The 12,256-nt window shown below is 80.0% G+C and carries 11 protein-coding genes; 8 read left to right on the top strand and 3 right to left on the bottom strand.

All coding sequences use genetic code 11. The features are described from left to right. Positions 1 to 138: 138 nt before the first annotated feature. On the top strand, positions 139 to 606 hold the full coding sequence (locus EDC03_RS16240) for a hypothetical protein (protein ID WP_148058125.1): 468 nt from the start codon (positions 139 to 141) through the stop codon (positions 604 to 606). Positions 607 to 645: 39 nt separating this feature from the next. Here the strand turns inward: EDC03_RS16240 and EDC03_RS18300 are convergent, their stop codons facing one another. The 3 genes from EDC03_RS18300 to EDC03_RS16255 form a co-directional block, all read right to left on the bottom strand. Next, complete coding sequence (locus tag EDC03_RS18300) at positions 646 to 1,650, bottom strand: SigB/SigF/SigG family RNA polymerase sigma factor (protein WP_241967230.1); 1,005 nt, start codon at positions 1,648 to 1,650, stop codon at positions 646 to 648. Beyond that, positions 1,647 to 2,168 (bottom strand): ATP-binding protein, encoded by a 522-nt coding sequence (locus EDC03_RS18305; protein WP_158674342.1) that lies wholly within the window; start codon positions 2,166 to 2,168, stop codon positions 1,647 to 1,649. Before EDC03_RS18305 ends, EDC03_RS18300 begins: the two co-directional genes overlap by 4 nt. A gap of 238 nt (positions 2,169 to 2,406) precedes the next feature. Continuing rightward, on the bottom strand, positions 2,407 to 6,900 hold the full coding sequence (locus EDC03_RS16255) for an FtsK/SpoIIIE domain-containing protein (RefSeq protein WP_123381304.1): 4,494 nt from the start codon (positions 6,898 to 6,900) through the stop codon (positions 2,407 to 2,409). 238 nt (positions 6,901 to 7,138) lie between these two features. Here EDC03_RS16255 and EDC03_RS16260 point away from each other — a divergent pair, with 238 nt between their 5' ends. The 7 genes from EDC03_RS16260 to EDC03_RS16290 all read left to right on the top strand — a co-directional run bounded on the left by EDC03_RS16260 (position 7,139) and on the right by EDC03_RS16290 (position 11,899). Next, the gene (locus tag EDC03_RS16260) at positions 7,139 to 8,359 is read left to right on the top strand and encodes a TadA family conjugal transfer-associated ATPase (RefSeq protein WP_123381305.1); all 1,221 of its coding nucleotides are present in this window, start codon (positions 7,139 to 7,141) and stop codon (positions 8,357 to 8,359) included. Between the two features lies 1 nt (position 8,360). Continuing rightward, a complete protein-coding gene (locus EDC03_RS16265) occupies positions 8,361 to 9,224 on the top strand; it encodes a type II secretion system F family protein (protein ID WP_123381306.1) in 864 nt (287 codons plus the stop codon). Further along, entirely contained in the window at positions 9,221 to 10,171 is a 951-nt protein-coding gene (locus tag EDC03_RS16270; RefSeq protein WP_123381307.1) for a type II secretion system F family protein, read from the top strand. The genes EDC03_RS16265 and EDC03_RS16270 overlap by 4 nt, the downstream gene beginning before the upstream one ends. 93 nt (positions 10,172 to 10,264) lie before the next feature. Next, on the top strand, positions 10,265 to 10,522 hold the full coding sequence (locus EDC03_RS16275) for a hypothetical protein (RefSeq protein ID WP_199720349.1): 258 nt from the start codon (positions 10,265 to 10,267) through the stop codon (positions 10,520 to 10,522). Continuing rightward, positions 10,519 to 10,914: a TadE family protein gene (locus EDC03_RS16280; protein ID WP_123381328.1), complete on the top strand. Its 396-nt coding sequence runs from the start codon at positions 10,519 to 10,521 to the stop codon at positions 10,912 to 10,914. The genes EDC03_RS16275 and EDC03_RS16280 overlap by 4 nt, the downstream gene beginning before the upstream one ends. A 65-nt stretch (positions 10,915 to 10,979) precedes the next feature. Further along, positions 10,980 to 11,396 (top strand): pilus assembly protein, encoded by a 417-nt coding sequence (locus tag EDC03_RS16285; RefSeq protein WP_241967231.1) that lies wholly within the window; start codon positions 10,980 to 10,982, stop codon positions 11,394 to 11,396. Beyond that, on the top strand, positions 11,393 to 11,899 hold the full coding sequence (locus EDC03_RS16290) for a pilus assembly protein TadG-related protein (RefSeq protein ID WP_148058126.1): 507 nt from the start codon (positions 11,393 to 11,395) through the stop codon (positions 11,897 to 11,899). Before EDC03_RS16285 ends, EDC03_RS16290 begins: the two co-directional genes overlap by 4 nt. Positions 11,900 to 12,256: the final 357 nt, after the last annotated feature.

The following is a 12,256-nucleotide window of genomic DNA, read 5'->3' on the forward strand; positions in this document are numbered from 1 at the left end:
GCACAGCGTCTGCCACCCGGATGATGTTCCCGACGCGGACCGTGCTAGGCGCACCCGGCCCGCCCCTGCGCACCGGGCGGGGAGGACGAGCCCGCGACGGCCCTCCGGGGCGGCCGGGTGCCTCGTTACCGTGGCGGCGTGGACCCCCGGGTGCGTGACGACGACGGCGACGGCACGGCGGGGGGCGGGCCGGTCGGCGCGGCGCTGCCGCTGGTGGCGGGGGTGGTCGCCGGGCTCGTCGTCGAGGTGGTGGCGCTCGTCGTCGTGACCGTGCTCTACGCCGTCGGCACGGCCGAGGGCGACGCCGGCTCGGTGCCGCTGGCCCTGGGCTCGGCCCTCCTCGCGCTCGGGCTCGCCGCGCTGCTCGGGTGGTGCGCGCTGCAGCTCGCGCGCGGTCGTCAGCGGGGTCGGGTGCCGGCGCTCGTGTGGCAGGTGCTGCAGACGCTCGTGGCGCTGCAGGTCCTCCTCGAGGAGAGCACGGGGAGCGGCACCTGGTGGGCGGCCCTCGGCGTCGCCGCCCTCGGGGGCGCCGTGGGGGTCGCCCTGCTCACCCGGGCGGCCGGGGCGGCGCTCCCGCACGGCCGGGAGGGCGAGACGCTGCTCTGACCTGGTCGGCCGGCCGGGCGCAGTCCCGGGGCCGGGGTCTCAGCGGTCGTCGGCGAGGCGCTCGCGCAGCTGCGCCAGCGTGCGGCTCAGCAGCCGGGAGACGTGCATCTGCGAGATCCCCACCTCGGCGGCGATCTGAGACTGCGAGAGACCGCGGACGAAGCGGAGCGCGAGGATGCGCCGCTCCCGGGCCGGCAGGGCGTCGAGCAGGGGGCGCAGGACGAGCCGGTCCTCGACGTGCTCGAGGGCGGCGTCCGGCGCCGCCGCGGCGGCCGGGGCCCGGTCGGGGTCGTCGTCGAGGGGCACCGTCGCGTACGCGCCGGCCGACTCGAGCGTCGCGAGCACGAGCTCGGGGTCGAGGCGGCACTCGCGCCCGAGCTCGGCGACGGTGGGCGAGCGGCCCAGCCGCTGCGTGAGGAGCGCCCGGGCGTCGGCGACGGCGCGGCCGTGCTCCTGCAGGCGCCGCGGGACGCGGACGGCCCACCCGCGGTCGCGGAAGTGCCGGCGGATCTCGCCGAGGACGAAGGGGACGGCGTAGGCGCCGAGCGGGACGCCACGGTCCGCGTCGTAGCGGTCGACGGCGGTGATGAGGCCGATGGTGCCGACCTGGACGAGGTCGTCGTACGGCTCGCCCCGGCCGGTGTAGCGGCGGGCCAGGCCCTCGACGAGCGGCAGGTGCGCGGCGACGACGGCCTCGCGCGCCTGCGGCCGGCCGGGGTGCCCGGCCGGCAGGGCCACGAGCACGGCGACCGCGGCGGCCGCGGCGTCCACCGGGGGCGGCAGGGGCGTGCGGGGGGCCGGCGCCGTCGTCGTCGGGCGGACCAGCTGGACGACCAGCGGCACGTCCACGGGGGCGGGGCCGGCCTCGATCCGCGGCGGGCCCGCGGGCGCGGGGACGGTCGGGGCCGGCGCCGGCGCGGCGGCGGGCGGCGGCACCGTCGCGGTGCGGGCCCCGGCGGGACGGCGACGCCGGACGTCGGGGCCGCTGCGCGGGCTCGGGGGGACGGCGGCCGTCGGCTCCACCGGCCGGTCCACCGGGGTCACGGCGCGCCGCCCGTGGTCTCGTGCACGAGCCGGAGGGCGGAGCCCTGCGGCACGTCGAGCACCTCGAGGCCCTCGACGAGCGCGTCGAGCAGCGCCCAGGCGACGCTGCCGCGGTCGGGCAGGAAGGGCGCGGGGCCGCGGACCTCGACGACGAGCTCGTGGCCGCCGATGGCGAAGGAGGCGTCGAGGAAACCGCCGGGCGTCGCGGCGGCGCCGAGGACGAGCGAGGCGGCCTCGTCGACGGCCATCCGCACGTCCTCGACGGCGTCGACGGTGACGTCGAGCCGGACGGCGAGCGCCGCGGTCGTCGTCCGCAGGACCGAGAGGAAGGCCGGGTCGGCGGGGAGCCGCAGCTCCACGCGGGCGCCGGGGGTCAGCACGGCGTCCTGCCCCGACGGCGCGACGCCGGCGGAGGGGCCGACGTCGCCGTCGGCCGGGGTGCCCGGGGCGGGGGAGAGGTCCACGGTCGGCACGAGGCGGCGCTCGAGCGCACCCGTCCCCTGCTCCGCCCTGGCCATGCGTGCTCCTGCTCGTCCACGAGGGCGGCACCGGGCGTACCGCGACGCCCATCATCCACGCCCGGGGCGCCCCCGACCAGGCTTCGGGCGGGCTCCGCGCACGCCGGGCGGGCGCCCGTGCGGGAGGGCGTGCGCCGCAACCGGTCGGGGGCGACCGACGCCCGCCGGCCGGCGGGCGTCCGGGGGGGACGGTGCCCGCAGACGGCGGCCCGCCCCGTCCCCGGCGTCCTCGCGCGGCTCACGGCGGCAGCAGACCACGGCCCGCCCCCGACTGGCCCGGCGGCACGCCGGACGGGCGGCCCGGCGGGGTGCCGGGAGGTCCGGGGACCGCGACCTGGACCGTGACGACGGCACCCCGACGGACGAGCACGCCCCGGCCGGGCGGCACGGGCCCTCGCCTCGGACCGGGGGGCAGGCCGAGGAGCTCGCCGTCGAGCGGACCCACGGCGCCGAGCAGGACGCCGGTCCGGGTCCGCCGCCCGACGGCCAGCAGCCCGCCGCGGGTGGCGGCGGCGGCGGGCGTCCCCGCGACGACGAGCAGGTCGCCCGGCAGCAGCCCGTCCGGTCCCGTGCCGGCGTCGACGCCGACGCCGAGGAGCGAGGTCGCCCACCCGCCCAGCACCTCTGCCTCGGGCGTGCCCGCCAGGAGGTCGGCGTCGTCGACGAGGACGACGAGCGGCACGCCGGGCGGCCGCGCGGCGACGGCGCGCCGCAGGGCCGTGGGCTCGCCCTGCACCGGCACCACCCGCGACGCGCGCCCCTCCTCCTCGCCGCACGCAGGCCCCTCGGTCGTCCCGGGCGGCACGGCGGGAAGGCCGGGCAGCGGCCGCCCGAGCACGACGACCGCCGCGCCGCCCCGCAGCGCCGAGCGCCCGAGGACGGCCAGCGCCGTCGTCCGCCCCGACCCGGCCGGCCCGAGCACGGGCAGGACCGGCGCCTCCTCCGCCGGGTCGAGGCGCAGCGGCCCCGCTGCGGTGCCCCCGGCCCCGAGGAGCAGCGACCCGTCGCCCGGTCCGAGGTCGAGGCCGAGGTCGAGGAGGCTCCCGTCCTCGACGCGACGGGGGAGCGCCGGCACGCGGACGACGGCGGGGCCGCCCCGGCGGGGGCGGGGCAGGTCCCGGCCCCCGGCCGGGCGCGCGCCGTCGAGGGCCCGGACGTCCGCGACCTGCACCTCGAGGGGCTCCCGGTCCGGTCCGTCGTCCCCGCCCGCCCCGGCCGCGGGGAGGTGGACGCCCCGGCCCGGGGGCCCGTCGGTGGCACGCCGCGGCGGGAGGCCCGCGAGGACGGCGTCGACCGGGTCGGCCACCGCGAGGACGACGCGCTCGCCGACCGCCGCGCTGACGCGGCCGCCGACGACCCGGGGGCCTGCCGTCAGGAGGACGAGGACGTCCGCCCCCGGGCCCTCGCGCAGCAGCCGCTCGAGGGCGGCGGCGCACGTCCCGCCGTCCTCCTCCTCCCACCGGGACTGCACCGCGTCGTACCCGTCGACGACGAGCAGCAAGGTCGGACGAGCCGGTGCACCCGGCGGCCCGGGGGCGTCGGCACGGCGCCGCACGACCTCGTCGAGGAGCACGCCGAGGACGCGGCCGGCGTGCTCGACGTCGTCCCCCGCCACGACGGAGGCGACGCCGGGCAGCGCGGCCGCGGACCCCAGCTCGCCGCCGGGGTCGACGACGTGGGCGACGACGACGTCGGGTCCCGCCGACGCGGCGGCCGCCAGCACCGCCCGGGCCGCCCCGGTCCGCCCCGAGCGGGGGCCGCCGACGACGAGGAGGTGGCCGCGGGCCGCGAGGTCCCACCCGAGAGGACGCCGGCGCTGGCGGGCCGGCTCGTCGACGAGCCCCCAGCGCAGGACCCGCGGGGCCGACGGGTCGTGCGGTGGCAGCGGCACGTGCGGGGGCAGGGGGTCGGGCCACGGGCTCGGCGGCACCGGCGCGCCCGTCCGCCGGGCCGCCCCGACGACGGCGGCGACGACGGCGGGCAGGTCGCCGGCGTCGTCCGCGGGTGGTGCCGCGCCGCCGGCGCGGGCGGCGACGGGGGCGCCGAGGACTTCCACGAGCGGCCCGGCGGTCGCCCGTGCCGACCCGGAGGCGACCTGGACCTCCTCGAGCGGCCCGCCGCCGGTGCGCCAGAGCGAGCGACCGGGCACGGACGCCGGGAGGTGCGCCGCGTCCCTCGCCTCGACGACGTCCCGGGAGTCGAGCTCGTCGCGGACGCGCAGCGCCACGCGGAGGTTGACGTTGGCGGCCATGTCGGGGCCGACGACGCCGGCGGGCCGCTGCGTGGCCAGCACGAGGTGGAGGCCGAGGGAGCGCCCGACGGCGGCGAGGCGCACGAGCCCGTCGACGAAGTCGGGGAGCTCCTCGGCCAGGACGCGGAACTCGTCGACCACGAGGACGAGGCGTCCCAGCGCGGGGTCGCCCGGCCTGCGGGCCCGGCGGTACCCGGCGAGGTCGGCCGCGCCGACCCGCTGCAGGAGGGCCTCGCGCCGCGCGACCTCGGCGCCCAGCGAGCGCAGGGCGCGCGCGGTGAGCCGGTGGTCGAGGTCGGTGACGAGCCCGAGGACGTGGGGCAGCGACGCCACGGCCGAGAAGGCCGCCCCGCCCTTGTAGTCGACGAGCACGAAGGACAGGTCCTCGGGCGCGTGGTGCCAGGCGAGCGACGCCACGAGGGTGCGCAGGAGCTCGCTCTTGCCCGCGCCCGTCGTCCCGGCGACGAGCGCGTGCGGGCCGTCGACGGCGAGGTCGAGCAGGCGCGGGCCGTCGACGCCGGCCCCGACGGGGACAGGGACGGCGCCGCCGCGCTCCGCGGTGGACCTCCAGGCCCGGGCCACGTCGTCCGGCCCGGCGCCCGGGCGCCCCAGCAGGGACGCCAGCCCGACGTGCCGGGGGACGCCGCCGCGCCGGGCGTCGGCGGCCACGAGGTGCAGCGGTGCGGCGGCCCGCGCCGCGCGGGCCGCCCGGTCCGTGCCGACCGCGGTCGCCGACCCGGTGCGCGGGTCGTGGCCGTCGGCGCGCAGGTGGAGGTCCTCGTCGTCGCCGGGCCGCAGGAGCGCCACCGCGCCGCAGCCGGCGGGGACGGCGCCCTCGTCCGCCACGACGGCCAGGGTGCGGACCCCGGCCGCCGGTCCGCGGCGGACGAGGTCGGCCAGGCCCGGGACGGTCCGCAGGAGGACGGGTGCGTCGAGCACGAGGAGCACCCGGTCGTCGGCCGGCGCGGACGGCGTCGGGGCGGCGAGCCGGTCGGCGGCGGCGGCGAGCAGCCCGGCCACCGCGGCGCGCGCCCGGGGGCCGTCGGCCGGGACGGCGTCGGGCCCGGCGCACGGCAGCCACCGCGCCCACGCCCACCGGGCGGGGTCGTCGACGAGGACGACGACGCGGACGTCATCGGGACGGTGCAGCGCCGCCACCTGCAGCAGCACCCACCGCACGGTGCCGGCCGCGGCGGTGGCGGGGCCCACGACGGCGAGGCCCCCGACGGCGTCGAGGTCGACGACGAGAGGGACGTCGATCAGCACCGGTCGCGAGGTCGTCGTCCGCCCGTCCTCGTCGTCCTCGTCCACGGCCGTGGACGACGGCGCCGTCCCCGTGCCCGGGGCGACGACGACCGGCGCCCCGCGCGGCCGCACCCAGAGGTCGGGGCCGTCGCCGACGAGGGCGGCGAGCACGTCGGTCGCCCCGGGCACCGCGCGGCGCAGGGCCTCGGCCTCGGCCGTGACGGCCTCCCGGACGTCCGCGTCCGCGGCCGCCCGCAGGCGGCCGGACCGGGCCACGGCCGCCGCGTGCCGTCGCCGCCCCGCGCGGCGCTCGACCGAGGTGGTCCCGAGGGCGACGAGCGGCGAGGCCAGCCCCACGAGCAGGGCCCACGGGCTCCACAGCAGCGCCATGGGCACGGCGAGCACGAGCGGGAGGAGGGCGGGCAGCCAGGCGGTGCGGGGCGGCTCCGGCGGCGTCGGCCGGGCGGGCCGGGTCCGACGTCGCACCGGGGGAGCGGCGGGCGGCGGCGGGCCGGGGGTGACGGGCCGGCCGCCGCGGCCGTCCCACCGCAGGGGTCGTGAGGGCGTCCCCCCGAGGCGCAGCTCGACGGTCGAGCCGCCCAGCCGCAGGCGCGCCCCGGGGCCCACGGCGACGGCGCCCGGCTCCGCCCGCCCCCCGCCGGCCGCCGGGGCGGGCGTCGCGGTGCCGTTCGCGGACCCGAGGTCGGTCGCCGTCGTGCCGTCGCGCCGGACGTCGACGGCCAGGTGCCGCCGCGACACGAGCGGGTCGTCGAGGACGACGTCGGCCGCGGGGGACCGGCCCACGACGTGGCGGCCCGCGCCGAGGGGGACGACGGCGCCCGCGTCCGGACCGGCGACGACGTGCAGCACGAGCGCCGCCGTGCGCGGCGGCGCCGGCGGTCGCGCGGACGCGGCCGCCGCCCGCCGGACCAGCACGGCACCGCGGACGAGGGGCGGCAGGCCCACCACCTCGTCGCCGTGGAGGGCCTCGCCCCCGCACCACCACCGGACGGCACCGGCCGCTCCCGTGCCCGGGCCGCGCGCGTCGAGGAGCGCGGCGAGGTCGTCGACGACCTCCCGCAGCCGACGGGGGACGTCCCCGTCGCCGGGGGCCCGCAGCAGGACGTCCACCGCGGGGCCCGCGGCGCCGGGGCGGGCGTCGTCGCGCACCGTGAGGAGGACGGCGCCGTCCCCGTCCGCCGCCTGCCCGTGGCCCTGCCCGTCGTCGTCCCGCACGGTGCCGACCCTGGCCGCCGTCGGGCCGCCGCGGGGACGCCGTCCACAGCTGTGGACGGCGGTCCTGCGGACGGCGGGGACGTGCGCATCATCCGTCCGGGCGGGGAAAGCCCCCGTCCGTGGTGCGGCGTCCTGCCTAGCGTGGCGGAGCGCGCCCGGGACGACGTCGTCCCGCCGGTGCCGCCGGTCCGCCGGCCGGCCGCGCGACGACCCGCGGGGGCGGAGGACGGGGGACGGGGTGGACGCGGTCGCCATCGTCGAGGACGAGGTCCGCGAGCTCGTGCGCCGTCGCGGGCTCGACCCGGACCGCGAGCCGTCGCGCCTGCGCAGCCTCGTCGAGGACGTCGTGGCGGACTACGACGAGCGCTCCCTGCTGGGGACGCTGCCGCCGCTCCCCGGCGCGGGCGTGGTCAAAGCGGTCCTCGACGCCGTCGGGGGCCTGGGCCCGCTGCAGGAGCACCTCGACGACCCGGAGGTCGAGGAGATCTGGATCAACGAGCCGGGCAAGGTCTTCGTCGCCCGGCACGGGCGGCCCGAGCTGACGACGACGATCCTCACCGCCGAGCGGGTGGCCGACCTCGTCGAGCGGATGCTCAAGCCCTCGGGGCGACGGGTGGACCTCAGCTCGCCCTTCGTCGACGCCAGCCTCCCCGACGGGAGCCGGCTCCACGTCGTCATCCCTGACGTCACGCGGCGGCACTGGGCGGTCAACATCCGCAAGTTCGTCGTCCGGGCGGACCGGCTCGAGGACCTCGTCGCGCTCGGGACGTTGACGGCGCGCGCCGCGGCCTTCCTCGAGGCCGCGGTGCACGCGGGCCTCAACGTGCTCGTCAGCGGCGGCACGCAGGCGGGCAAGACCACCCTGCTCAACTGCCTGGCCGCGGCCGTCCCGCCGCGCTCGCGCGTCGTGACGTGCGAGGAGGTGTTCGAGCTCAAGGTGCCGCTGCGGGACGTCGTCGGGCTCCAGTGCCGCCAGCCGAGCCTCGAGGGCACGGGCGAGATCCCGCTGCGCCGCCTCGTCAAGGAGGCCCTGCGCATGCGCCCCGACCGCCTCGTGGTCGGCGAGGTGCGGCAGGAGGAGAGCCTCGACCTGCTCATCGCCCTCAACAGCGGACTGCCGGGCATGGCGACGCTGCACGCCAACAGCGCCCGCGAGGCCGTGGCGAAGATGTGCACGCTGCCGCTGCTCGCGGGCGAGAACGTCAGCAGCCGCTTCGTCGTCCCCACCGTGGCCGCGAGCGTCGACCTCGTCGTCCACGTGGCCCTCGACCGGGACGGGCGCCGCGCCGTCCGCGAGGTCGTCGCGGTACCGGGGCGGGTCGAGGAGGGCGTCGTCGAGGTCGCCGACGTCTTCACGACGGCGGGCGGCGTCCTCGTGCGGGCGGACGGCTTCCCGCCGCACGCCGACCGCTTCGAGCGCGCGGGGCACGACCTGGCCGCCCTCCTCGGGGACGGCTGAGGTGGGCGCCGCGGTCGGGCTCGTCGGGGGCGCGGGCCTGTTCTGCCTGTGGTGGGCCTGCTGGGTCCCCGACCCCGACCGTGCACCACGGCCGCCCTCGCGCCGGCTGCAGCTCCTGCGCGACGACCTCGTCCAGGCCGGGATGCCGGGCGTCGGCCCGGCGTCGCTCGCGGGGGCGTCCGTCGTCGCCGCGCTCCTCGTCGCGCTCGGTGTGGGCGTGGCGTCGGGCTCGGGCGTCGTGGGCGCGGCCTTCGGGCTGCTCGCCGCCGCGGGCCCGACCACGCTCGTCCGCTCGCGGGCCCGGCGCCGGCGCACGAGCACGCGCGAGCAGTGGCCCGAGGCCGTCGACCACCTGACGTCCGGCATTCGCGCCGGCCTGTCGCTGCCGGAGGCCCTCGGCCAGCTCGCGGTCCGCGGGCCGGCGGAGCTGCGCCCGGCCTTCGCGGCCTTCGCCGAGGACTACCGCGCGAGCGGCCGCCTCGGCGACTGCCTCGACCGGCTGAAGGAGGCGCTCGCCGACCCGGTGGCCGACCGGATCGTCGAGGCCCTCCGCCTCACCCGGGAGGTCGGCGGGAGCGACCTCGGGCGTCTGCTGCGGACCCTGTCGGCCTTCCTGCGCGAGGACGCGCGGACCCGCTCCGAGCTCGAGGCCCGGCAGAGCTGGACCGTCAACGGGGCCCGGCTCGCCGTCGCCGCGCCGTGGCTGGTCCTGGCGCTGCTGGCGTCGCGGCCCGAGGCGGTCGCCGCCTACGACTCGGCCACCGGCGCCGGCGTCCTGCTCGCCGGCCTGGCGGCCAGCGTCGTCGCCTACCGGCTGATGGTGCGGATCGGCCGGCTGCCCGACGAGCAGCGGGTGCTGCGGTGAGCGCGGGCGCGGAGGTCTGGTCCTGGGGCGGCGCGGGGCTGGGGCTCGTCGGTGGCCTGGGGCTGTGGCTCGCGCTGGTGCGCCTGCCGTTCCTGCGCCGGACGTCGGTCGAGGACCGCGTCGCCCCGTACGTCCGCGACGCGGTGCCGCCGTCACGCCTGCTGCGGGAGGACCCCTCGCGCGGACCGCTCGTCGTCGTCGAGCGGCTGCTCGCCCCGGTGATGGCCGACGCGGTCCGCGCCGTCGAGCGGGTCCTCGGGGGCCGGGCGGGCGTGCGACGGCGGCTCGACCAGCTCGGCCGCCGCACGAGCGTGGAGGAGTTCCGCGCGCAGCAGGTGGTCTGGGGCATCGGCGGGCTCGCCGCGGGCGGCGCCGCGGCCGCGCTCCTCGCGGCGTCGCGCGGGGCCGCCGTCGTGCCGCTGGTCCTCCTCGTGCTGCTGGGCGGCGCGGGAGGCGTCCTCCTGTGCGACTGGTGGCTCACCCGCGCCGTGCGTCGCCGGGAGGAGCGGATGACCGCCGAGTTCCCCACGGTGGCCGAGCTGCTCGCCCTGTCGGTGAGCGCGGGCGAGGGCGCGGTCGGGGCGCTGGAGCGGGTCGCGCGGACCTGCGCGGGCGAGCTGAGCGGCGAGCTGCGGCGCACGCTCGCCGAGGCCCGGGCGGGGGCGTCGCTCGTCCAGGCGCTGCAGGGCATGGCCGACCGCACGAGCCTGCCCGGCCTGGCGCGCTTCGTCGACGGGGTCGCCGTGGCCGTCGAGCGCGGCACGCCGCTCGCCGAGGTGCTCCGCGCGCAGGCGCAGGACGCCCGTGACGAGGGCCGCCGGGCGCTCATGGAACGGGGCGGCAAGCAGGAGGTGGCGATGATGGTGCCCGTCGTCTTCCTCGTGCTGCCGGTCACCGTCGTCTTCGCCGTCTACCCCGGGCTCGCCGTCCTGAGGCTCGGCCTGTGACCCGCCGACCGACCCGGCCCCGGCACGTGCGCCTCCGGGCCCGCCGGCGCCGCCCGACCTGCACCGGACGTCCGACACGACGAGGGGACCGCCATGAGCACGACGACCACGCGAGGGACCGCACGAGCCGCGCGACGGGGGAGGAGGGGCGCCGCGGCGGCCGCCGCGCTGCCGGGCCGGGCGGTGGGACGGTGCCGGGCCGTCCTCCGGGGCGACCGCGGGGACGTGCCGGGCTGGGTGATGGTGACCCTCATGACGGCGGGGCTCGTCGTCGCGCTGTGGGCGGTGGCGGGGCCCCGCCTGGCCCAGGTGTTCAACGCGGCGATGGACCGGGTCCTCGCCGGCGGCTGAGCGTCCGCCCGTCGGCGGACGGCGGCAGCGCCGTCGTCGAGTTCGCCGTCGTGGCCGGCCTGCTCACCCTGCTGGCGACCGGGGTGCTCCAGCTGGCGGTGGTGCTCCACGTCCGGGCGACGCTCGTCGACTGCGCCTCGGAGGGCGCGCGGCTCGGGGCGCTGGCCGACCGCTCGCCCGCCGACGGCGCCGCCCGCACGCGCGAGCTCGTCACGGCCGCCCTGTCGCCGGCGTACGCCCGTGACGTCACCGCGGACGTCGTCCGGGTGGGAGGGCGCGACGTCGTCGAGGTGGTCGTGCGGGCGCCGCTGCCGGTGGCCGGCCTTCTCGGCGTCGGCGGCGCGGTGGAGGCCCGGGGGCGGGGACTGGCACCGGTCGGCGGCGCCGGGTGACCGGGGCGCCGCGTCGGCCGTCCGGCCGCCCACGGTGCGGGGGCCGCGGGGACGAGGGCAGCGCCGTGGTGGAGGTGCTCGTCCTCGGGGTGCTGCTGCTCGTCCCCCTCGTCTACCTCGTCGTCGTCGTGGGGCGGGTCCAGGCGGCCGCCTTCGCCGCGGAGGGCGGCGCCCGCGAGGCCGCCCGCGTCCTCGCGCAGCCCGTCGACGGGGACGCCGCGGGAGCCGCCCGCGACGCGCGGGCCGTCGTCGCGCTCGCGGCGGAGGACCAGGGCTTCGCGGCCGGTGACGCGCACCTCGAGGTCGCCTGCGAGGCCTCGCCGTGCGCGACGCCGGACGCGCTCGTCCGGACGACGGTGCGGCTCGACGTCGTGCTGCCGGGGGTCCCGCGGGTGCTGGCCGGAGCGGTGCCGACGTCGGTGGAGGTGGAGGCGCGGGGGAGCGCGGTCGCCGACCGCTTCGCCGCCGCGGTGGGCCCGTGACCGGGCGTCGGCAGCCGGGGGTGTCCGGGACGACGGTGCCCGTCGGTCGCCGACCCGCAGGGGACGACGGTCAGGTCACCCTCCTCGTCCTCGGCTACGTCGTCCTCGCCGTGGTCCTGCTGCTGGTCGTGGCGACGGCCTCGGGGGTGCACCTCGAGCGCAAGCGGCTCCTCGCCCTGGCGGACGCGGCGGCGTCGGACGCCGCCGACGCCGTCGACCTCGAGGGCTACTACCGGGGCGGGACCGGCCTGGAGCAGGGACCACCGCTCACGGACGCCGGGGTACGGGCCGCGGTGGTCGACCATCTCGGCCGCCTGCCGGCCGGGGACGACGTCGTGGTGGGGGCGTCCACGGGGACGCCGGACGGCCGGACGGCGGAGGTCGAGCTCGCCACCCGCGTCCCGCTGCCGGTCCTGTCCGCGCTGCCCGGCCTGCGGCTCCGGGCGGCGGTGGACATCGTCGTGACGTCACGGGCACGGGTGGCGCTGGCACCGGCGGGGTGAGCCCCGGCCCGGGGGGCACCGGTGGACCTGCGTCACCCGACGGCCACCCGGGGGTGGTCAGGAGCACCCCCGGGAGCGGGGTAATGTTCTTCCTGTCGCCGGGCCGAGAGGGCCGGATCGGCCGCCCCAGGGCGGTTGACGACCTCGGACCCCAGGGTCTAGGTTTGACAAGTTGCCTCCAGGGAGGTCGGGCTGCGGCTCGGACACCTGGCAGGCTCGTTCCTTGAGAACTCAACAGCGTACCGAAGTCGAATGCCATTTGGTCGGCTGCGGGTTGTCTGGTTGTCCCGTCCGGGGTGGCTGGGTGGTCGTGGTCGGCTTTTTTGCAGTATCTCGGGTGCTCGTCTCGCCAGTGGG

The organism is Pseudokineococcus lusitanus, from assembly GCF_003751265.1.
In the GTDB taxonomy this organism is placed as follows: Bacteria; Actinomycetota; Actinomycetes; order Actinomycetales; family Quadrisphaeraceae; genus Pseudokineococcus; species Pseudokineococcus lusitanus.